Annotated in this window: 18 protein-coding genes and 1 riboswitch; of the genes, 5 read left to right on the plus strand and 13 right to left on the minus strand. The window is 70.0% G+C overall.

Going from position 1 to position 18,953, the window contains the following annotated elements; all coding sequences use genetic code 11:
* Positions 1-215: 215 nt before the first annotated feature.
* The 9 genes from IM760_RS17935 to cbiB all read right to left on the minus strand — a co-directional run bounded on the left by IM760_RS17935 (position 216) and on the right by cbiB (position 10,670).
* Positions 216-1,667 carry a cobyric acid synthase gene (locus IM760_RS17935; RefSeq protein ID WP_204431605.1) on the minus strand — a complete coding sequence of 484 codons (1,452 nt, stop codon included), beginning with the start codon at positions 1,665-1,667 and terminating at the stop codon, positions 216-218.
* A 231-nt stretch (positions 1,668-1,898) separates the two neighbouring features.
* The gene (cobO, locus tag IM760_RS17940; RefSeq protein WP_204431606.1) at positions 1,899-2,510 is read right to left on the minus strand and encodes a cob(I)yrinic acid a,c-diamide adenosyltransferase; all 612 of its coding nucleotides are present in this window, start codon (positions 2,508-2,510) and stop codon (positions 1,899-1,901) included.
* Between the two features lie 12 nt (positions 2,511-2,522).
* On the minus strand, positions 2,523-3,845 hold the full coding sequence (locus tag IM760_RS17945; RefSeq protein WP_204431607.1) for a cobyrinic acid a,c-diamide synthase CobB: 1,323 nt from the start codon (positions 3,843-3,845) through the stop codon (positions 2,523-2,525).
* Positions 3,832-4,629, minus strand: coding sequence for an ABC transporter ATP-binding protein (locus IM760_RS17950; protein ID WP_204431608.1), 798 nt, complete (start codon positions 4,627-4,629; stop codon positions 3,832-3,834). The genes IM760_RS17945 and IM760_RS17950 overlap by 14 nt, the downstream gene beginning before the upstream one ends.
* A complete protein-coding gene (locus IM760_RS17955; RefSeq protein ID WP_204431609.1) occupies positions 4,629-5,645 on the minus strand; it encodes a FecCD family ABC transporter permease in 1,017 nt (338 codons plus the stop codon). Before IM760_RS17955 ends, IM760_RS17950 begins: the two co-directional genes overlap by 1 nt.
* Positions 5,593-6,474, minus strand: coding sequence for a cobalamin-binding protein (locus IM760_RS17960; RefSeq protein WP_204431610.1), 882 nt, complete (start codon positions 6,472-6,474; stop codon positions 5,593-5,595). Before IM760_RS17960 ends, IM760_RS17955 begins: the two co-directional genes overlap by 53 nt.
* 13 nt (positions 6,475-6,487) lie before the next feature.
* Positions 6,488-8,338 carry a TonB-dependent receptor domain-containing protein gene (locus tag IM760_RS17965; RefSeq protein ID WP_204431611.1) on the minus strand — a complete coding sequence of 617 codons (1,851 nt, stop codon included), beginning with the start codon at positions 8,336-8,338 and terminating at the stop codon, positions 6,488-6,490.
* Positions 8,339-8,475: 137 nt separating this feature from the next.
* A riboswitch (cobalamin riboswitch) is annotated at positions 8,476-8,688 on the minus strand.
* Between the two features lie 51 nt (positions 8,689-8,739).
* Positions 8,740-9,747 (minus strand): threonine-phosphate decarboxylase CobD, encoded by a 1,008-nt coding sequence (gene cobD, locus IM760_RS17970; protein WP_204431612.1) that lies wholly within the window; start codon positions 9,745-9,747, stop codon positions 8,740-8,742.
* Positions 9,744-10,670 (minus strand): adenosylcobinamide-phosphate synthase CbiB, encoded by a 927-nt coding sequence (gene cbiB / locus IM760_RS17975; RefSeq protein WP_204431613.1) that lies wholly within the window; start codon positions 10,668-10,670, stop codon positions 9,744-9,746. The genes cobD and cbiB overlap by 4 nt, the downstream gene beginning before the upstream one ends.
* A gap of 139 nt (positions 10,671-10,809) precedes the next feature.
* Here cbiB and cobT point away from each other — a divergent pair, with 139 nt between their 5' ends.
* Genes cobT through IM760_RS17990 form a run of 3 tightly spaced genes read left to right on the plus strand, consistent with a single transcriptional unit; the run spans position 10,810 to position 13,219 of the window.
* The gene (gene cobT / locus IM760_RS17980; RefSeq protein ID WP_228233937.1) at positions 10,810-11,862 is read left to right on the plus strand and encodes a nicotinate-nucleotide--dimethylbenzimidazole phosphoribosyltransferase; all 1,053 of its coding nucleotides are present in this window, start codon (positions 10,810-10,812) and stop codon (positions 11,860-11,862) included.
* Positions 11,859-12,485 carry a histidine phosphatase family protein gene (locus IM760_RS17985; RefSeq protein ID WP_204431615.1) on the plus strand — a complete coding sequence of 209 codons (627 nt, stop codon included), beginning with the start codon at positions 11,859-11,861 and terminating at the stop codon, positions 12,483-12,485. The genes cobT and IM760_RS17985 overlap by 4 nt, the downstream gene beginning before the upstream one ends.
* Positions 12,482-13,219, plus strand: a complete 738-nt coding sequence (locus IM760_RS17990) for an adenosylcobinamide-GDP ribazoletransferase (protein WP_204431616.1) — start codon at positions 12,482-12,484, stop codon at positions 13,217-13,219. Before IM760_RS17985 ends, IM760_RS17990 begins: the two co-directional genes overlap by 4 nt.
* A gap of 52 nt (positions 13,220-13,271) precedes the next feature.
* On the opposite strand, the gene cobU is transcribed toward IM760_RS17990, so the two are convergent.
* Together cobU and IM760_RS18000 are read right to left on the minus strand one after the other, a co-directional pair.
* Complete coding sequence (gene cobU / locus IM760_RS17995; RefSeq protein ID WP_204431617.1) at positions 13,272-13,811, minus strand: bifunctional adenosylcobinamide kinase/adenosylcobinamide-phosphate guanylyltransferase; 540 nt, start codon at positions 13,809-13,811, stop codon at positions 13,272-13,274.
* A gap of 23 nt (positions 13,812-13,834) precedes the next feature.
* The gene (locus IM760_RS18000) at positions 13,835-14,275 is read right to left on the minus strand and encodes a MarR family winged helix-turn-helix transcriptional regulator (RefSeq protein ID WP_204431618.1); all 441 of its coding nucleotides are present in this window, start codon (positions 14,273-14,275) and stop codon (positions 13,835-13,837) included.
* 63 nt (positions 14,276-14,338) lie between these two features.
* Here IM760_RS18000 and IM760_RS18005 point away from each other — a divergent pair, with 63 nt between their 5' ends.
* Entirely contained in the window at positions 14,339-14,701 is a 363-nt protein-coding gene (locus IM760_RS18005) for a nuclear transport factor 2 family protein (protein WP_204431619.1), read from the plus strand.
* Positions 14,702-14,883: 182 nt separating this feature from the next.
* Here the strand turns inward: IM760_RS18005 and IM760_RS18010 are convergent, their stop codons facing one another.
* The gene (locus tag IM760_RS18010) at positions 14,884-16,773 is read right to left on the minus strand and encodes a choice-of-anchor I family protein (RefSeq protein ID WP_204431620.1); all 1,890 of its coding nucleotides are present in this window, start codon (positions 16,771-16,773) and stop codon (positions 14,884-14,886) included.
* A 201-nt stretch (positions 16,774-16,974) separates the two neighbouring features.
* Here IM760_RS18010 and IM760_RS18015 point away from each other — a divergent pair, with 201 nt between their 5' ends.
* On the plus strand, positions 16,975-17,124 hold the full coding sequence (locus IM760_RS18015) for a hypothetical protein (protein ID WP_204431621.1): 150 nt from the start codon (positions 16,975-16,977) through the stop codon (positions 17,122-17,124).
* 33 nt (positions 17,125-17,157) lie between these two features.
* On the opposite strand, the gene IM760_RS18020 is transcribed toward IM760_RS18015, so the two are convergent.
* Positions 17,158-18,834: an AMP-binding protein gene (locus tag IM760_RS18020; protein ID WP_204431622.1), complete on the minus strand. Its 1,677-nt coding sequence runs from the start codon at positions 18,832-18,834 to the stop codon at positions 17,158-17,160.
* Positions 18,835-18,953 lie beyond the last annotated feature (119 nt).

An 18,953-nucleotide genomic window follows, 5' to 3' on the forward strand; every position in this document is an offset into this window, starting at 1 on the left:
CCTGGGGGCTCCCTTTCGAACGTCCTGTTCTCAAGGGTCCCGGAAGGGGGCCCACACCGAGACGCTACGAGGTAGCGTCCCGCGCGGCTTTGTAGATTGGGTAGGGGGATAGATTGGGGTAGGAGCGGTCGTTCGGCCGCGATCACCCCACTCCGACGCCGGACCATCGCGGTGGACCACCGCTCCTGCCGAGCCGCGCCCCGGCTGGAGCAAACCTACGCCAGGTTCAGAAGCGCGAGGAGGGCGTCGGTGTCCAGGTGCTGGTCGATGGCGTCGGCGAGGCGGTTCAGGTCGTGCTGGCGGTGGGCGTCATAGTCGATGGCGGCGGAGGCGTCGGTGAGGCCGGCCCAGCGCAGCAGGGCGTCGGTGGCGCCCGGGTCGTCGAACAGGCCGTGCAGGTAGGTGCCGCGAATGCGGTCGTCGTCGCTGAGGGCGCCGTCGTCGCGGTCGTCCAGGCGCAGCAGCGGGCGGTCCAGGGCGGGGCCTTCGCTGACGCCGTTGTGGATTTCGTAGCCGTGGATCGGCACGCCGTCCGGCAGCAGGGTGCCGCTCACATTGCGCAGCTGTTTGCCCGGGACCAGGGTGGTGCGCAGGGCCAGCCAACCCAGGCCGGCGTCGCCGCCGGGGTCGCCTTCCAGGCCGTCCGGGTCCTCGATGCGTTCCCCCAGCATTTGGAAGCCGCCGCAGAGGCCCAACACTTTACCACCGTAGCGCAGGTGCCGTTCGATCTCCCGATCCCAGCCCTGCTCGCGCAGGAACGCCAGGTCGGCGCGGGTGGCCTTGCTGCCGGGCAGGATCACCAGATCCGCCGCCGGCCAGGGCCGGCCCATTTCGGCGAAGCGCAGTGCCACGCCAGGGTGCAGGCGCAGCGGGTCGAAGTCGTTGTGGTTGCTCATGCGCGGCAGCAGCGGCACCGTCACCTTGAGCGCGCCGGCCTGATGCTCGCCGCCGCCGGCCACCGCGTCCTCCGCGTCCAGCATCAGACCGTGCAGATACGGCAGCACGCCGAGCACCGGCTTGCCGGTGCGTTGCGCCAGCCACTCCAGGCCGCTTTGCAGCAGCGCCGGGTCACCGCGAAAGCGGTTGATCACGAAGCCCTGAATGCGCGCCTGTTCCTCCGGCGGCAACACTTCCAGGGTACCGACGATCTGCGCGAACACGCCGCCCCGGTCGATGTCGGCGACCAGGATCACCGGGCAGTCGGCCAGCTCGGCGAAGCCCATGTTGGCGATGTCGTTGGCGCGCAGATTGATCTCCGCCGGGCTGCCGGCGCCCTCGGCGATCACCACTTCATGGCGGGCCGCCAACGCCGTCCAGGCATCGCGCACCGCCTCCCGGGCCGTTGCCTTGAAGGCGTGGTAGTCCACGGCGTCCATATTGCCGTGCACCCGGCCGCGCAGAATCACCTGGGCGCCCCGGTCGGTCTGCGGTTTGAGCAGCACCGGATTCATGTCCGAATGCAACGGCACCCCCGCCGCCAGCGCCTGCAACGCGGTGGACCGACCCACCTCGCCGCCGTCCTCGCTGACGGCGCTGTTCAACGCCATGTTCTGCGGTTTGAACGGTGCCACCCCCACCCCGCGCCGCGCCAACCACCGGCACAACGCCGCCACCACCAGCGTCTTGCCGGCGTCGGAGGTGGTGCCTTGGATCATCAACGTCGTCATGGAATATGGGTCCGGTTTCCGTAGGAGCGGCTTCAGCCGCGATCAGGGTTCGGGGCGAGTTGAAAGTTAAAAGTTAAAAGTTGAAACGCGGATCGGGGTGTCTGGCTTTGTACCGCCGTGCCCGCGCTTAAGGGTAATAGGGATGAACCGCACCGCTTGCACGGCCGTGGGCCGCGGGGAAGCCTTTCCGACACGACCTTTCAACTTTTAACTTTTAACTTTCAACTGCTCTTACAACTCCACGCCTTTCTGGGCGCGCACGCCCTGATCCTTGAACGCATGCTTGACGACTTTCATCTCCGTGACTGTGTCCGCCAGCTCGATCAGTTCCTTGGGCGCATAGCGGCCGGTGACCACGGCGTGCTGCAGGGGCGGGCGGTTCTGCAGGTCGTCGAGCACCGTGTCCAGGTCCAGGTACTCGTAGCGCAGGGCGATGTTCAGTTCGTCCAGCAGCACCAGATGGTAGCTCTCGTCGCGCAGCATCTGGCGGGCCACCGCCCAGGCCGCCTCGGCGGCGGCCACGTCCCGCTGCCGGTCCTGGGTGTCCCAGGTGTAGCCCTCGCCCATCACGTGGTAATCCACATTGGGCAGATCGCGAAAGAAGGCTTCCTCGCCGGTGCTGAAGGCACCCTTGATGAACTGCACCACGCCCACCTTCATGCCATGGCCCAGGGCCCGGGCCAGCATGCCGAAGCCGGAGCTGCTCTTGCCCTTGCCGGGGCCGGTGAGCACCAGCAGCACGCCCTGGTCCTTGTCGGCGCGGGCGATGCGTTCCTGCATGATGCGTTGTTTTTTCGCCATGCGTTCGGCGTGGCGTTGCGGGGTTTTGGCGTCTTCGCGCATGGACGTCTCCTGTTACCGGGAAGGGGGAAAGCGGCCTTCGAAGATCGAGGCCACCAGCGTCGGCGATGAAGGAAAGTAGCCGTGGAAAAAGCTGGCCACCAGGCCGCCGTCCACGAACACCGGTTCGCCGCCGGTGCCGCTTTGTTTTTCGCTGAACAGCCGGGCCGGCGGCGCGCCGTCCAGGGCGGCGTGATGGAAAGTGTGGCCGCGCAGTTCGTCCTCGCCCAGGCGCAGGGCGTGCATGCCCAGCCCCTGCAGCTTGCCGGTGAGCCGTGCCCGGCCGGGCAGCAGCCCGAAGCCCGCATGGGATTCGCCGTCGCCGTCGATCACCGTGTCCAGGCAACTCATCAGGCCGCCGCATTCCGCCAGGATCGGTTTGCCGGCCCGATGGTGGGCGCGGATCGCTTCGCCCATCGCCACGTTGGCGGCCAGGGTGGCGCCGTGCAGCTCCGGGTAGCCGCCGGGCAGCCAGAGGGCGTCCACGTCCGGCGGCGCGGCGTCGGCCAAGGGCGAGAAGAAACGCAGCTCCGCGCCCAGGTCGCGGAGCAGATCCAGATTCGCCGGGTACAAAAAAGCAAAGGCCGCGTCCCGGGCCACGCCGATTCGTTGGCCTGCCAGCAGGGGCTCCGGCGGCACCGGGCGCGGCGCCTCGAACGTTACCGGGGCCGGCAGCCGGTCCAGACCGGCCTCGACGAGCACGGCGGCGGCCCGGTCCAGGCGCTGATCCAGGTCGTCCAGCTCACCGGCCTGCACCAGGCCGAGATGGCGTTCGGGCAGCGTCATCGCCTCATGGCGGGGCACCGCGCCCAGCAGGGTCAGGTCCGCCGGCAGGCCCTCGGCGAGCAGGGCGCCGTGGCGCGGGCTGGCCACCCGGTTGGCGATCACTTCGCGCACGGTCAGGTCGTCCCGGTAGCGGGCCAGGCCCAGGGCCACGGCGCCGAAGGTCTGGGCCATGCCCCAGGCGTCGATCACCGGAATCGCCGGGATGCCCGCCAGCACCGCCAGGTCGGCGCTGGACGGGGTGCCGTCGAACAGGCCCATGGCCCCTTCCACCAGGATCAGGTCCGCCTGGGTGGCCGCTTCCGCCAGCCGCCAGCGGCATTCCGCCTCGCCGGTCATCCAGGGTTGCAGCTGATACACCGGCGCGCCGCTGGCCCGCTCCAGCACCATGGGGTCCAGATAGTCCGGGCCGAACTTGAACACCCGCACCCGGCGCCCGGCGTTGCGGTGCAGCCGGGCCAGGGCGGCGGTGATCAGCGACTTGCCCTGGCCGGAGCCCGGGGCGCTGATCAGGGCGGCGGGCACGCGGCCCCGGAAAACATCAAGGTCGGTCATCGGAGGCTCCCGGCGCCGGGTCGGCGGGCACGAACACCGGCGCGCCGCCCACCCGGGCCATGGTCAGGGGCTGGCCGTACAGGCGCGCCAGGGCGGTGGGCTCCAGCATCGCCTCGGCGGGGCCGAAGCAATGCTGGCCGTCCGGGTACAGCAGCAGCAGGTGGTCGCACCAGCGCGCGGCCAGGTTCAGGTCGTGCAGGCCCATTACCACCGCAGCGCCGCGCCCGGCGCGCTCGCGCAGCAGTTTCATCACCGTCACCTGATGGTGCAGGTCCAGGTGGTTGGTGGGCTCGTCCGCCAGCCACACGGAAGGCGTCTGGGCCAGGGCGGTGGCGATGGCCACCCGCTGGCGCTCGCCGCCGGACAGGGTGGTCACCAGACGGTCGGCCAGGTGATCCACCGCCAGGGCGGCCAGGGCCTCCCGGGCCAGCAGCAGGTCCTCCGCCCCCTCCCGGTGCCAGGGCGCCAGAAACGGATGGCGGCCGATCAGGGCGGTTTCCAGCACCGTGGCCGGGAAGCCGTCCTGGCGGTCCTGGAACACCAGCGCCAGCCGTTGCGCCACGCGCTTGCGCTTGAGGGTTTCCAGCGGCGTATCGTCCAGCAGTACCCGGCCGGCGCGGGGCGCGCGCAGCCCGGCCAGGGTGTGCAGCAGGGTGGTCTTGCCCACGCCATTGGGGCCCAACACCCCCCAGCGCTGGCCCGGCGCCACGCGCAGGGACAGGGGACGGCCGTCGGCGCGGCCGGGGATGTCGATGACCAGGTCCTGCGTGGTGAGCACCGTCATCAGCGGCTCCGGTACAGCAACAGCAGGAAGGTGGGCACGCCGAGCAGGGCGGTGATCACCCCCACCGGCAACTGCTGGGGCGCCAGCAGGGTGCGCGCCAGGGTGTCCGCCAGGGTCAGCAGGGCGCCGCCGGCCAGCACGCTGGCCGGCAGGATCAGACGCTGATCGTTGCCCAGCGCCAGCCGCAGCATGTGCGGCACCACCAGGCCCACGAAGCCGACGCTGCCGGCGGTGCTCACCGCCATGGCGGTGAGCGCGCTGGCCAGCACATAGACGGTGATTTCCAGGGGCCGCACCGCGACCCCAAGCGACGCCGCCTGCAGTGGCCCCCGGGCCAGCACATTGAGGCCGCGCCCCAGCGGCAGCACCAGCAGGGCCGCCGGTACCAGCAGCAGCCAGGCCGGCCACGGCGAGCGGGCGTAGCTGAGGTCGCCCATCAACCAATAGAGCATGCCCGGCAGCCGCTCCGCCGGGCTCAGGGTAAGCAGAAAGGTGACCACCGCCCCCCAGCCGGCGGCCACCACCACCCCGGTAAGCAGCAGCCGGGTCGGCGTCCAGCCTCCCACGCCCTGGGCCAGGCCGAACACCAGCACGGTGGAAAGCAGGGCACCGACAAAGGCGGCGCCGGGCACCCAGACGGCGGCGCCCCCCAGCAGCATGGCGCCCAGGGCGCCCACCGCCGCGCCGCCGGACAGGCCCAGTACATAAGGGTCCGCCAGGGGGTTGCGCAGCAGCACCTGCATCAGCGCCCCGGCCAGCCCCAGCAGGCCGCCGGTGGCGAACGCCGCCAGCGCCCGGGGCAGGCGCAGGGACAACAGCAGTTCCCGGTGCAGCGGGTCGCCGCCGCCGGTGAGCACCGCCCAGAGCTCCGCGCCACGGATGGGTACGCTGCCCACCGCCAGTGACAAGGCCACCGCCAGCGCGCCGGCCAGGGCCAGCAGCGCCAGCGCCAGTGGGCGCCGACTAACGCCGGGCACGGGCGCGCTCCAGGTGGTCGCAGAGCAGGCGGGTGCCATCCAGCATTTGCGGCGTGGGACGCTGCAAGGTGGACGGGGGCACGAAGAAAAGGTTGTCCCGTTGCACCGCGGTGAGGGCCTGGAAACGCTTCCAGGGCGTCAGCCAGGCCGGATTGTTCTCGCCCATGCCGCCGGCCACGATCGCCTCCGGGTCCGCGGCGATCACCGCCTCGGTGCCGATCCGGGGCGCCAGGCCGGGCAGGTCGGCGAACACATTGACGCCACCGCAGGTGCGGATCGCCTCGCTGATCAGGTGCTCGCCGTTCACCGTCATCAGCGGCTCTTCCCAGACCTCATAGAACACCGTCACCGGGTCGGCGTCGGCGAAGCGTTGGCGCAGCTCGGCGATGCCGTCGCGAAACCGCGCGGCGGCGGCGGCGCCGGCCTGCTCCGTGCCGGCCAGTACCGCCAGCCGCTCCAACGTGTCGGCCACCCCGGCGAAGCGCCGCGGTTCGCCGCGATAGACGGTGAGCCCCAGAGTCTCCAGCCGCTCCACCTGGGTGGCCGGATTGCCGCTGACCCAGGCCACCACCAGGTCCGGTTGGAGGGCCAGGATCGCTTCCAGATCGAGCCGCTTGTAGCTGCCCACCCGGGGCAGCGCCTTGGCTTCGGGGGGAAAGTCGCTGAAGCTCACCGCCCCCACCAGACGTTCGCCGGCGCCGGCGTCGTAGAGCAGTTCGGTGGCGCCCGGGGACAGCGCCACGATGCGTCGCGCCGGCTGCTCCAGGCACACCCGCCGGTCCGCGTCGTCGTCCACGCACACCCGCGCGGACGCCGCCGTGGCGAGCAGCGCCAGGCTCAGGGCGAGCAACGCGGTGGGACGAATCATGACGAGTCTCCGATCAGTGCAGTTCGTAGCGCAGGCTCAGCATGACGAACCGGCCGGCGTTGAGATAGTCCCAGCCGGCGAAGTTGGTGGCCGTGCTGTAGCGCTTGTCGAGCACGTTCTTCACGGTCAGACGGGTGGACCAGCGCGGCGCGAATTGCCAGCCGGCGCGCAGGTCGAGAATGCCGTAGCCGCCCAGCGGTTCCTCGTTGGCCGCGTCATTGTAGCGGTCGCCCTTGAGCACCAGGCTGCCGCCCAGGGACAGGTCGCCCAGGTCGCGGTCCACATCCAGCCGCAGGCTGCGCTTGGAGCGGCGCTGCAGCACCTTGTCGGTGTCCCGGTCGCGCGGGTCCTGGGCGGTCACCGCCGCCGCCAGCCGCCATTGATTCAGTTCCAGGCCGCCGCTCAGTTCGGCGCCGCGAATGCGTGCCTCGTTAACGTTATAGGGCGCATACAGGCCCCCCAGATTGGCGTAGGCAATCAGGTCTTCCACATCGGTCTGGTACACGGCCAGATCCCAGAACCAGGTCTCGAACTGGCCGCGCACGCCCACCTCCACACTCTCCGAGCTCTCCGGTTCCAAGGCGTCGTTGCCGAAGCCCGGATAGTAAAGATCGTTGAAAGTGGGCGCCCGGAAGGCGGTGCCGTAGCTGGCGCGCAGGCGGTGCCTGGGCGTCACCTTGTAGCCCACCGCCACGCCGCCAGTGGTTTTGTGGCCGAAGGCTTCATTGTCGTCGTAGCGGCCGCTGGCCTGCAGATCCAGAGCGCCGAAATCGAGCAGCATCTGGGCGAAGCCGCCCGCATTGTCGCGCTCGTCTTCCGCGTATTGGGTGGTGCTGTCGATGCTGTCGCGGAGAAAGTCGCCGCCCACCACCAGACGGTGCTCGCCGAGCAGGAATACGTTCTGCCAGTTGGCGGCGCGGCTGCGGGTGTTGAAAATGCTGTCGCGGTCGCCGTCGGTAAAGCTTTCGTTTTCGTCGCGGGCGTCACTGACCAGCAGCTTGCTTTGCCAGTTATTGGTGACCCACAGGCTGCCTTTGACGCCGGCCACCTGCAGCACGTAGTCGGTTTCCTTGCGCTCTTCCGGGGTGCTGCCTTCGAACTCCGTGGTGCCCTGGGCACGGAAGCCGAACACGCCCAGTTCCGCATCGTTGTCGAAACGGTGGGTCAGATGCACAACGCCTGAGGTGTTGTCGTAGCCGCGCTCGTCGCTGTGTTCGCGCAGGGTGTCGCCGTCGGTGTCAAAGCGATCCACCGACAGGCTGTAGCGAGTGCCGTCGCTCTCACCGGCGGCACCGGCGGCCAGGCGGCGGCTGTTCAGGTTGCCGGCGCCGGTTTCCACCCAGGCGCCGGGGTTGGCGCTGCCGTCGGTGAACACCTGCACCACGCCGCCCACGGCGTCGGCGCCGTACAGGCTGCCGCGCGGTCCGCGCACGATCTCCACGCGTTGAATCAGCTGTGGCGGCAGAAACTGCCAGGACGGGCTGCCGGCCGTGGCGGAACGCAGCCGCACGCCGTCCACCATCAGCAGGGTGGAACTGCTGCCGGTGCCGCGCAGGAACAGGCTGGAGCTCTTGCCAAAGCTGCCGTTACCGACCATGTCCACGCCGGGCTGGCCGCGCAGTACTTCACTGAACTCCACCGGCTGCTGGCGGCGCAGTTGCTCTTCATCGATCACGGTGACCGAGGACAGGGAGGCGTCCACGGTGCGGCTGGTCAGGGTGGGCGTGACCACCACCGGATCCAGGGCGGCGACTTGCAGTGCAGCGGTATCGGAGGAAGCGGTGTCGTCGGCGGTGGCCAACGGGGCTAACGTGGAAAAACAAACAGGCAGGACGGCCAGTGCCGTCGAAAAACGCAAGGTCATGCGAAACGATCCCCTTCGCCGAGCTCACCCGCACGGCGTGATAATGATTGTCGGGGAGCGGGCGGGAAGGCTCCGGGCCGGCGGCTCCGGGGCTTGCCGCCGTCGCCCTCCGCGACGCCAGGTGGGCACCGGCGGGGCCGGTGTCCTTCCTCGCGGCCGGTATCCGGGCTGATGAGAGGGACGGGGTCGTCCCGGGGCCATCGCCTTCCCGTGTAACGCACACAGTGGCGACTCCGATGGCCTTGCTCTCAATCACCGTTGCGGGGGCAGCGTCGGGCTGGCGCTGGGGCGCGTCACCGACTTCCCGTTTAACCCCGCCGTCGCGGGGCACCGTAAGGAGCGCGCAAGCTAGCAAGTGAAGGCGCAATAATCAACGGCGGCGGGCGGTTTTGCCGCCGGTCTCAGGGCGCGGGCCGGTTCGCCAGCGCCTGATCCAGCCGCCGCCAGCCGGCTTCGTCGCCGGGCAGACCCAGGCGCAGGCCGTCGGGCCGTGGCCAGAGGCGGGTGAGCACGCCCTGGCGGGCCAGGCGTTCGTGACGAACGGCGGCGTCGGCGGTGGGGCACCAGGCGAACAGGTCGCTGTCGCCTTGCGGGTGCAGGCCGTGGGCGCGCAGCAGGGCATCCAGCCGTTGCCCGTCGGCGCGCAGCCGCTGGCGGGTGGCGGCCTGCCAGCGGTGGTCCGCCAGGGCCGTGGCCATCACGTAACGGGCCGGGTGGCTGAGCGCCCAGGGGCCGAGCCGCTCGTCCAGGGCCCGGCACAGGGCGGTGGGGCCCGCCATCAGGCCGGCGCGCAGGCCGGCCAGGCCGAAGAACTTGCCCAGGGAGCGCAGCACCACCAGCCCCGGCGCGCCCAGGCGCGGTGCCAGGGAGGCGGCGGGGCTGGCCTCGATAAAGGCCTCGTCCACCACCAGCCAGCCGTCCCGGGCCGCCAGGGCACGGTGCCAGCGCAGCAGGGTGTCGGTGTCCAGAACGGCGCCGGTGGGGTTGTTGGGGTGAATCCACACCAGGGCGTCCAGGTCCGGCAGGGCGGCGGGCACCTGGTCCGCGCTCAGCGGCACCACCCGGTGGCCGGCCCGCTGCCAGGCGGCGGCGTGTTCCTGGTAGCCCGGCGCCGGCACCCCCACCCGGCCCGGGCGGCGCAGCAGTGGCAGGGTCTGCAGGGCGGCCTGGCTGCCGGCCACCGGCAGACAGCCGGCGGTGGCGGGCAGGCCCAGCCAGCGCCGGGCGACCTCCGCCAGGCCGTCGTCGTCTTCCGGAAGTCGCTGCCAGACCCGCTCCGGGATCGCCGGCACCGGGTAGCCGTGGGGATTGATGCCGGTGGACAGGTCCAGCCAATCGGCCACCGGCAGGCCCCATCGGGCGGCGGCGCGGTGCAGGCGGCCGCCGTGGTCCGGGCGCTGTTCGCTCATGGCGCCGCCCCGATGATGAGCGCGATCAGAACGGCCAGCGCCAGCCACAGCACCAGGGCGCGCCGTATCAGGGCCAGGGCCGCGTCGATGGTGGCGGCGTCCGGGGCCGGGCCCTGGCCCAGCGGAGGGCGTTGCTTGAGCGCGCCGTGGTAGGGCGCCGGGCCGCCCAGGGTGACGCCCAGGGCACCGGCGCCGGCGGCCATCACCGGCCCGGCGTTGGGGCTGTCCCAGTGCCGGGCCTGGTCGCGCCAGCAGCGCAGCGCCGGGCCCAGGTGGCCGCACAGGCCATAGCTGAGGGCGGTGAGCCGGGCCGGCACCCAGTTAAGCGCGTCGTCCAGCCGGGCGGCGGCCTTGCCGAAGCGTTCGTAGCGCGGCGTGCGGTAGCCCCACAGGGCATCCAGGGTATTGACGATGCGGTGCAGCAGCACGCCGGGCAGGCCCGCCACCAGAAACCAGAACAGGCTGGCGAACACCGCGTCGGCGCCGTTCTCCAGCATCGATTCGGTGGCCGCCCGGGCCACCCCGGGCGGGTCCAGCGCGTCGCTGTCGCGGCTGACGATGCGGCCCACCTGGCGGCGTGCTTCCGGCAGGTCGCCGGCGGCCAGCGGCGCCGCCACCGCGCGGCCGTGCTCGGCCAGGCTGCGCGCGCCCAGGGCCAGCCACAGCCCCAGCACCTGCAGCGGCCACAGGAGCCATACCGGCAGCCACAGGGTCAGGGCCAGGGCGGCCAGCACCGGCGGCAGGGCCAGTACCGCCACCGCCAGGGCACCGCGCCCCCGGTCGCCGTCGGCCTGGCGGTTGAGCCGCCGCTCCAGCCGGTCCGCGGCCCGGCCCAGGGCCACCAGCGGGTGCCCGCGACCGGGCTCGCCCAGCACCCGGTCCAGGGCCACGGCGGCGAGGGCGGCAAGGATCAGGCTCCACATGACGGCGGTTCCGGGCAGGGGTAGGGAGGCGCAGTGTAGCGGCAAGCGGTTACCAAAGGCCAAAGGTCCTCGCCTTGACAGTATCGGAAGCCGGGAAGAGGATTGGCCCGCTTCCGCCACCACCCCGAAAGGAGTCCGCGTGACCGATACCGCCTGCTGGCAAGCCCCCATCGCCGCCCCCTGCCCACAACACCGGGAACGGGCCCTGGCCCGCCAGGCCCGCCTCACCAAGCCGCCGGGTTCCCTGGGCCGGCTGGAAGGCGTGGCGGTGGAGCTGGCGGCCCTGCAGGCCAGCGACCGGCCCGACCTGGACGCCGTGGCGATCACCGTGTTCGCCGCCGATCACGGGGTCTGCGCCGAGGGCGTGTCCGCCTTTCCCCAGGCGGTGACCGGTCAGATGATCGCCAATTTCGTCACCGGCGGCGCCGCCATCAGTGTGCTGGCCCGGCACCTGGACGCGCGCCTGGAAGTGGTCAACCTGGGCACGGTGGCGCCGCCGCCGGTGAGCGACGGGGTGGTGGACGAGACCATCGCCCCGGGCACCGACAACCTGGCGGTGCGCCCGGCGATGAGCCCGGAACAGCTGGACGCGGCCCTGGCCGCCGGCGACCGGGCCGCCGCCCGCGCCGCCGAGGCCGGGGCGCGGCTGTTCGTGGGCGGCGAAATGGGCATCGGCAACACCACCAGCGCCAGCGCCGTGGCCTGCGCCCTGCTGGGCAAGCCGGCGCGCTCCCTGACCGGGCCCGGCACCGGGCTGGACCGCTACGGCGTGGGCCGCAAGGTGGCGGTGATTGAGCGCGCCCTGCGCCGCCACGCCGACCCCCGCGACCCGCTGCAGGCACTGGCCTCGGTGGGCGGCTTCGAGATCGCCGCCCTGGCCGGCGCCTTTATCGGCGCCGCCGCCCGGGGCCTGGTGGTGCTGGTGGACGGCTTTATCGTCACCGTGGCGGCCCTGGCGGCGGTGCGCCTGCGCCCGGAGCTGCGCCCCTGGCTGGTGTTTTCCCACCAGTCCGCCGAGCCCGGCCATGTGCGTCTGCTGCAGACCCTGGAGGCGGAACCGCTGCTGTGTCTGGATCTGCGTCTCGGCGAGGGCTCCGGCGCCGCCCTGGCGGTGCCGCTGCTGCGTCAGGCCTGCGCCCTGCACAACGAGATGGCCACCTTCGAGGACGCCGGCGTCCAGGACCGCTCATGACCGCGCCCGCGACCACCACCTGGTTCGATCTGCTGCGCCACGGCGAGCCGGACGGCGGCCCCAAATACCGGGGCCATCGGGACGACGCCCTGAGCCCGCTGGGCTGGCGGCAGATGCGGGCGGCGGTGGGCGAGGCGGACCAGTGGGACCATATCCTCACCTCGCCGCTGCTGCGCTGCCGGGCCTTCGCCGAGCAACTGGCCGCCGAGCGCGGCCTGCCCTGCACGGTGGTGGACGGCTTCAAGGAAATCTCCTTCGGCGCCTGGGAAGGGCTGACCACGGAGCAGGTGGCGGAGCGCTTCGGCGACGGCCAGGCGCGCTTCTGGTCCGACCCGGAACGGCACGCCCCGGCGGGCGGCGAACCGATCCTGGATTTTTACCGGCGCATCGGCGAGGCCTGGAGCCACTGGCGGGACGCCCTGGCCGGGCAACGGGTGTTGCTGGTGTGCCACGGCGGCGTGATCCGCATGACCCTGGCCCATGTGATGGGGCTGCCGCCGGGCCGCGCCCTGGGCGCCTTTCTGGTGCCCTATGCCAGCCGTTCCCGGGTGCGCCTGGACGCCACCGATCAGGGGCTGCTGGGCTGTCTGGTCAGCCACGGCGTGACGGAGTCCGGTTCGTGAGCCGGCGCGGGCAGCCGGCCCGGCTGGCCCTGTCCCTGCTCACCCGCCTGCCGGTGCGGGTGGCCTTGCCGGTGGACCCGCGCGACCAGGGCCGCTCGGTGGCCTGGTACCCGGTGGTGGGGCTGTTGATCGGCGCCCTGTTATGGGGGCTGGCGGTATGGCTGGAGAGCGCGCCCCCGGCGCCGTTGGCGGCCCTGCTGCTGGTGGTCTGGGTGGGGCTCACCGGCGCTCTGCACCTGGATGGCCTGGCGGACAGCGCCGACGCCTGGCTGGGCGGCTACGGCGACCGGGCGCGCACCCTGGCGATCATGAAGGACCCCTACTGCGGCCCCGCCGGGGCGGTGGCCATCGTGCTGGTGTTGCTGGTCAAGGTGACCGCGCTGGCGGCCCTGCTGGCGGGCGGCGGTGCCCTGGCGTTGCTGGTGGCGCCGGTACTGGCGCGGGCCGCCTGCGCCGGCCTGTTTCTGGCGTTGCCCTATGTGCGCGAGCAGGGGCTCGGCAGCGAACCGGCCCGCCATGCCGCCCGGCGCGCCGTGGGTCTGACGGTGCTGGCGGCGGCGCTGCTGGCGCTGCTGCTGGGGCAGAGTGCGGTCTTGCTGGTGACGGTGGCGGTGTTCGTCGGCGGCGCGGCGTTGATGCGCCGACGCCTGGGCGGCTTCACCGGCGATACCGCCGGGGCGTTGGTGGAAACCGTGGAGGCCGCGGTGCTGATGGTGGCGGCGCTGACACTTTGAGTGGCATCGCGACTGAAGTCGCTCCTACGGTAAGCACGTTGTAGGAGCGACTTCAGTCGCGATCCGGCGGTAACGGCGGGCCCTTGAGTACCTGCGGCAGGCCGGCCACGGTCATCACCACCCGCTCCGCCCGCGCCGCCAGGTCCTGATTCAGCCAGCCCAGTTCGTCGGCGAAGCGGCGCGTCAGCGGGTCCATGCCGATCAGCCCCAGCCCCACCTCGTTGCTGACCACGATCACCCGGCCCGGATAGGCCAGCAGCGCTTCCAGAAATGCCGGCCGTTCCCGCTCGAACACCGCCTCGCCGGCCAGCAGCAGGTTGCTGACCCACAGGCTCATGCAATCGATCAGCACGGTGGGAGGCGACCCACGGTCGAGATCGCGGAGGGCGGCGCCCAGCGCCAGGGGTTCTTCCAGCAGTGACCAGTTCGCCGGCCGCCGTTGCCGGTGGCGGCGGATGCGCTCGCGCATTTCGTCGTCGCCGGGCCGGGCGGTGGCCAGGTACAGCACCGCGCCGCCGGCCCGTTCGGCCAGCCGTTCGGCCAGCCCGCTTTTACCGGAACGTATTCCGCCGAGAATCAGTTCAAGAGGCATGAAGGGAAAGGGAAGCGCCGGGCTCAGACCCCGAGCCGGCGGGCCATGGTGTCCATTACCCGGTGCCAGGCGTCGGCGCCGGCCGGGCCCACTTCCTCGAAGGCGTGCAGAAGCAGGTCGTGCTGGATGCCGGTGAGGCGCTGTTCCAGTTCGGCGCCGGCCTCGGTGAGGGCCAGCCGTTTGACGCGTTTGTCGGCGCTGTCGCGGCTGACCGCCACCAGCTCTTTTTCCACCAAGGTTTTGAGCGGCTTGTGAATCGCCTGCTTGGTGAGGCGCATGGTGTCGACCAGCTCGTTAACGCTCAGATTGTCGTTGTGGCCGATAAAGAACAGCAAACGGTGGTGGATCCGTGACAGCCCCTGATCCTTGAGAATGTTATCGGGCTCCGCGACCAGGCCGCGAAACGCGAAGTGCAAGGTTACCAGGCTGTCGTTCAAGCGCTCCCTGGAAGCGTCATCGATCATATTGACTCACCACCCTGTTTCATAGCTATATAGGTCACCAAGGTTGACCTTCGAGGAGGCCCAATGCAACCCATTTCGATCGACCCGGATACGTTCGCGCGGCAATGGCTGGAGGCCTGGAACCGGCACAGCCTGGAGGACATTCTTGCCCACTACCAGGACGACGTGGTGTTCCGTTCCCCCATGATTCCCCGGATCACCGGTGCCCGTGAAGGTATTCTACGCGGGAAACCGGCGTTGCGCGCCTACTGGGGCCAGGCTCTGGCGGCCTTGCCCGATCTGCGCTTCGAGTTGCTGGACGTCCTGTCGGGTTATGAAACCGTGACCCTCTATTACAAAGGACATCGGGGTAACGTAGCGGAAACCTTTTTGTTTGGCGAGAAAGCCCTGGTGCGCGAGTCCATCGCCTGCTACGCCGCCGGCTGACCGCCGCCCCGGATTCAAGCGGCGCAGTCTAACGGATTCGCGCCGAACTGGTGTGAACGGTATCGGCCGGGAAGGTTCCCGGAAACCGCACTCGTGGCGATGGGGATGAACAAAAAAACCGCCGGCGCGGGGACGCCGGCGGTTGTCGTTGCAGCGCGGCCTTGGCCGCGCGCGGTGGCGGGTTAGTCGAACAGGCTTTCCACTTCGTACACCGAGACGGTGCCGCTCACCTCATTGCCCACCACCAGCAGGGCGCGGCCATCCGGGGCGTCGCCGGCGGGGATGAACACCAGCCCTTCCGGCCCCAGGTCGCCGGCGGCGGCCAGCACCGAACCGGGATCGTCGGTGGTCCAGTCGTCGCGGGTGTTCAGGTAGTCCACCCGTTGCGGCGCGGTGGGGTCGGTGATGTCGTACACCAGCACGCCGCCCATGCGCTCCAGACCCAGGAACAGGAACGTCTTGTCGCCCAGGTGGCCCAGGGTCAGGCCCTCCGGCTCCGGGCCCTTGGCGTCGCTGCGGCTGTCGAAGGCGTTGCCTTCGTCGTGGCCGGAGTTGAAGTAGTCCTTGCAGTCCAGCGTGCGCTGGGTGCCCAGCTTGCACTCGTCGCTGGCCAGAAACTGCTCGATGGCGTCGCCGGAATCGAACACCAGCCCACCGTCCTCGCTCCAGATCGAGAAGGAACGGCCGCCGTAGGCGTACAGCTTGTCGTACATGAGCCGGTCGCCGTTGACGTTGTCCTGCACGCCGGCGGCGGTGAACAGCAGCGGGTCGCCGTTGGCGTCGGTGCGGTAGCCTTCGGTCCAGGTAATGTTCAGCCGGCCCAGCACCTCGTCGTCGCGGCACTCGCCGGGGTCGCCGGCGCTGGCGCCGCAGTAGGCGAAGGTGTCCGGGTTGAGCAGGGCGCCGGCGCCCAGCGCGCGCAGCTGAGGCGGCAGGTCGTCACCGCAGCGGCGGTCGAAGCCGCTGGCGTGGACCAGATGCTTGACGCGGAATTCCTCCACGAAGCCCTGGCTCGGATCGCCGGCGCAGCCGCTGCCTTCGGTGCCCCAGTAGGCGTCGTTGTCCTCGCCCCAGGCGCGGGCGTCGCCTTCGTTGGCGGTGACCAGCCAGGTGCTGCCACCGGCGCTGTAGGCGTGGATGGCGTCCGGCTGGTAGAGACCGACCACGCCGTCGAAGGTGCGGATATTGATCGCGCCGTCCTCGTCACTGGCGTCGATGCCGTTGCCGTCCAGGCTCAGGTCCTTTTCGCCCAGCGGCAGAATGTCGGTGACGGTGGCGCTGGCGATGTCCAGCCTGGCCAGGGCGTTGTTTTCCTGCAGGGTCACCCAGGCGGTGGCGCTGTCGTCGGCGATGGCGATGTACTCCGGCTCCAGGTCCCGGGCCACCGTGGCGTTGGGGCCGTAGATGCGCACGCCGGCGGCTTTCAGATCCGCCTGCTGGCCGTTGAAGGCGGTGAAGGTGGCGCGGGCTTCCACCGGCTCCGCCGGGTCGCGGATGTCGATCACGCTGATCGAGCCTTCCGGGTCCACGCTGTAGTCGTCGTTGGGCTCGCCTTCGTTGGCGGTGAGCACGTAGTGGCCGTCCGGGGTGAAGGCGACCATGTCCGGCAGGGCGCCGACGGGCACGAAGCTGATGCGCTGCAGGGTGTTGGCGTCGTACAGCGCCAGGAAACCGGTGTCGGTCTTGGTGCCGGCCTGCACGGCGATGGCCACCAGGTCGCCCCGGACGGCCACGCTGTTCACTTCCGAACCGGCGGAGAGGTCGTCGGTGAGCAGGGTGTCTTCCAGGGTCGGGTTGGCCGGGTCCGCCAGGCTCAGGATGTCCAGGGCGCCCTTGTTGGCGTTGACCACGAACAGGCGCTGGGAGCCGGCGTGGTAGGCGGGGATTTCCGCCGCCGATTCGTCGAACTGGCCGGAGCTGTGACGGCCCAGGAAGTTCAGTTTCACGCTGGCGGGTGTGGGGTCCGCCGCCGGCGGGGTGACGTCGTTATCGTTGTCGCTGTCGCCGCCGCAACCGGTCAGCAGGGTGGTGGCCAGCAGGGTGCCGGCGCCGAGGGCAAGCCAGGGTTTCATCAAACACCTCGTCATTATTCGTTCACGGATACCCGGGTAGTGGGCCGCAGATCCATGACAGGGGGATGACGTTTTCTTGAAGAACGGCGCAACGCTGACCGTGGGTCCCGACTGATCCCGGGCCCTGGGACGTTGTGTCCAATGTCGAGGGCGGTTTGCCCGGTTTAGACTGGGTCTGAAATCTGACAACGAGTCAAAATAATGGATTGGGTCCCGATCGTCCTGCTGACGTTCAAGCTACTGGTGTTCGGCACGGGCATGTTCTTCGCCATCAAGTGGCATTACGACAAAGGCAAGAAAAAGAAAGCGGCGGAGAAAAACGGCCAGGCGCCTTCCCCGCCGGTGGAGTAAAACAGTCGGCGCCGCCTTTGAGCGGCGCCAACCTCAATCGTCCTTCAACAACCGGCGCAGCACCTTGCCCGCCGGCGTCGCCGGCAGCGCGTCGATAAAGGCGATCTGACGCGGGTACTTGTACGCCGCCATATGTTCCCTGGCCCAGTCGATCAGCTCGCTCTCGCTGACCTTGCCCTGGTACTCCGGCTTCAGCACCACGAACAGCTTCACCGTTTCGCCGCGCTGATCGTCGGGGATGCCGATGGCGGCGGACTGGGAAATCGCCGGGTGATCCAGCATCAGCGCTTCCACGTCCTCCGGGAACACGCTGTAGCCGGAGCACTTGATCATTTCCTTGATACGGCCGGTGAAGAACAGGTAGCCCTCTTCGTCGAAATAGCCCACGTCGCCGGTGTACACGGCGCCGTCGCGCAGGGTCTCCGCGGTGGCCTCGTCGCGCTTCCAGTAGCCCTTGAACACCGCCTTGTTGCGCACCACGATCTCGCCGCTTTGATTCGGCGCGCACTCCGCGCCGGTGCCGGTATCCAGGATGCGGATCTCATTCTCCGCCATCGGCACCCCGCAGCTGCCCCACTTGATCCGGTCCTTGGGCATGAAGGTGTCGGAGGTGTGGGTTTCGCTGAGCCCGTAGGCCGCTTCATGGGTCTGGCAACCGGTGAGCGCCTTCCATTCCCCGGCCAGTTTCTCGGTGAGAGGAATGCCGAAGCTGGTGCAGGGGTTGTTGGTCAGCGAGGTCAGGTCGCGCTTTTCCACACCGGGAAAATCCAGAATCGCGCGCAGCATCGGCGCGATGCTGTACCAGTTGCGCACCCGGTACCGTTCGATGGCGTCGATGGTGGTGGCGGGGTCGAAGCGCGCCAGGATCACCAGCGTCTGACGGGCGTACACCGGCTGATAGACGCCGAAGTTCATGCCGGCGATATGGCACAGCGGCGCGATGCCCAGGCTCACGGTGTCCTCGGCCATGCGGTTGGCGCGGAACGACACCGCCATCTTGAACAGGCTGGACCCGTAACTGAGCATGGCGCCCTTGGGCCGGCCGGTGGTGCCGGAGGTGAAGGTCATCAGCCCCACACCGTTCCACAGATCCACCGGCTCAAACCGTTGCAGCGGCGCGGTGTGGCTCAGGATCGCCCGCAGATCGTCGGTGCCCTCCGGCGGCGCCGACGGCTCACCCAGCAGTTCCTTGGGCACGGTCAGCGTGGGCCGTTCCGGCAGATAATCGCCGTAGGCGGTGCTCACCACGGTGGCCAGGGTCGGCACCTGATCTCGCACCTCGGCGACGATCGGATACAGATCCCGCGCCACCACCAGCGCCCGGGTCTCCGCATTGCTCAACTGATAGGCCACCTCGGCGGCCTTGTACTGCGGGTTCACCGGCGTGACCATGGCGCCCAGCGCCTGCACCGCGTAATGGGCGAAAATGTACTGCGGGCAGTTCTGCATGAACAACGCCACCCGATCACCGGGCCCCACCCCGTGCTCGCGCAAATGCGCCGCCAACCGCCGCACCGCGTCACCGACCTGACCCCAGGTAATCTCGGTGCCGTAATAAATATAGGCCACCCGCTCCGGCACCTCCTCGGCATGCTGGAACAGATACTCGTGCAGCGGCTTCTCGCCACGCAGATAGGACACGCTATCGCCGGCCCAGACGGACCCGGGTACCGGCACCGGCTCAAACCCGGCCGCGGAAACGGTGGACATCTTTATTCTCCTTAAACTCTCAAAAAACGATGGCGCGGGAAGCCACCTCGAAGCGTCTCGGCGAGGGCCCCCTTCCGGGACCCTTGAGAACAGGACGTTCGAAAGGGAGCCCCCAGGGA

It is taken from the genome of Alloalcanivorax marinus (genome assembly GCF_016906305.1).
Lineage (GTDB): Bacteria > Pseudomonadota > Gammaproteobacteria > Pseudomonadales > Alcanivoracaceae > Alloalcanivorax > Alloalcanivorax marinus.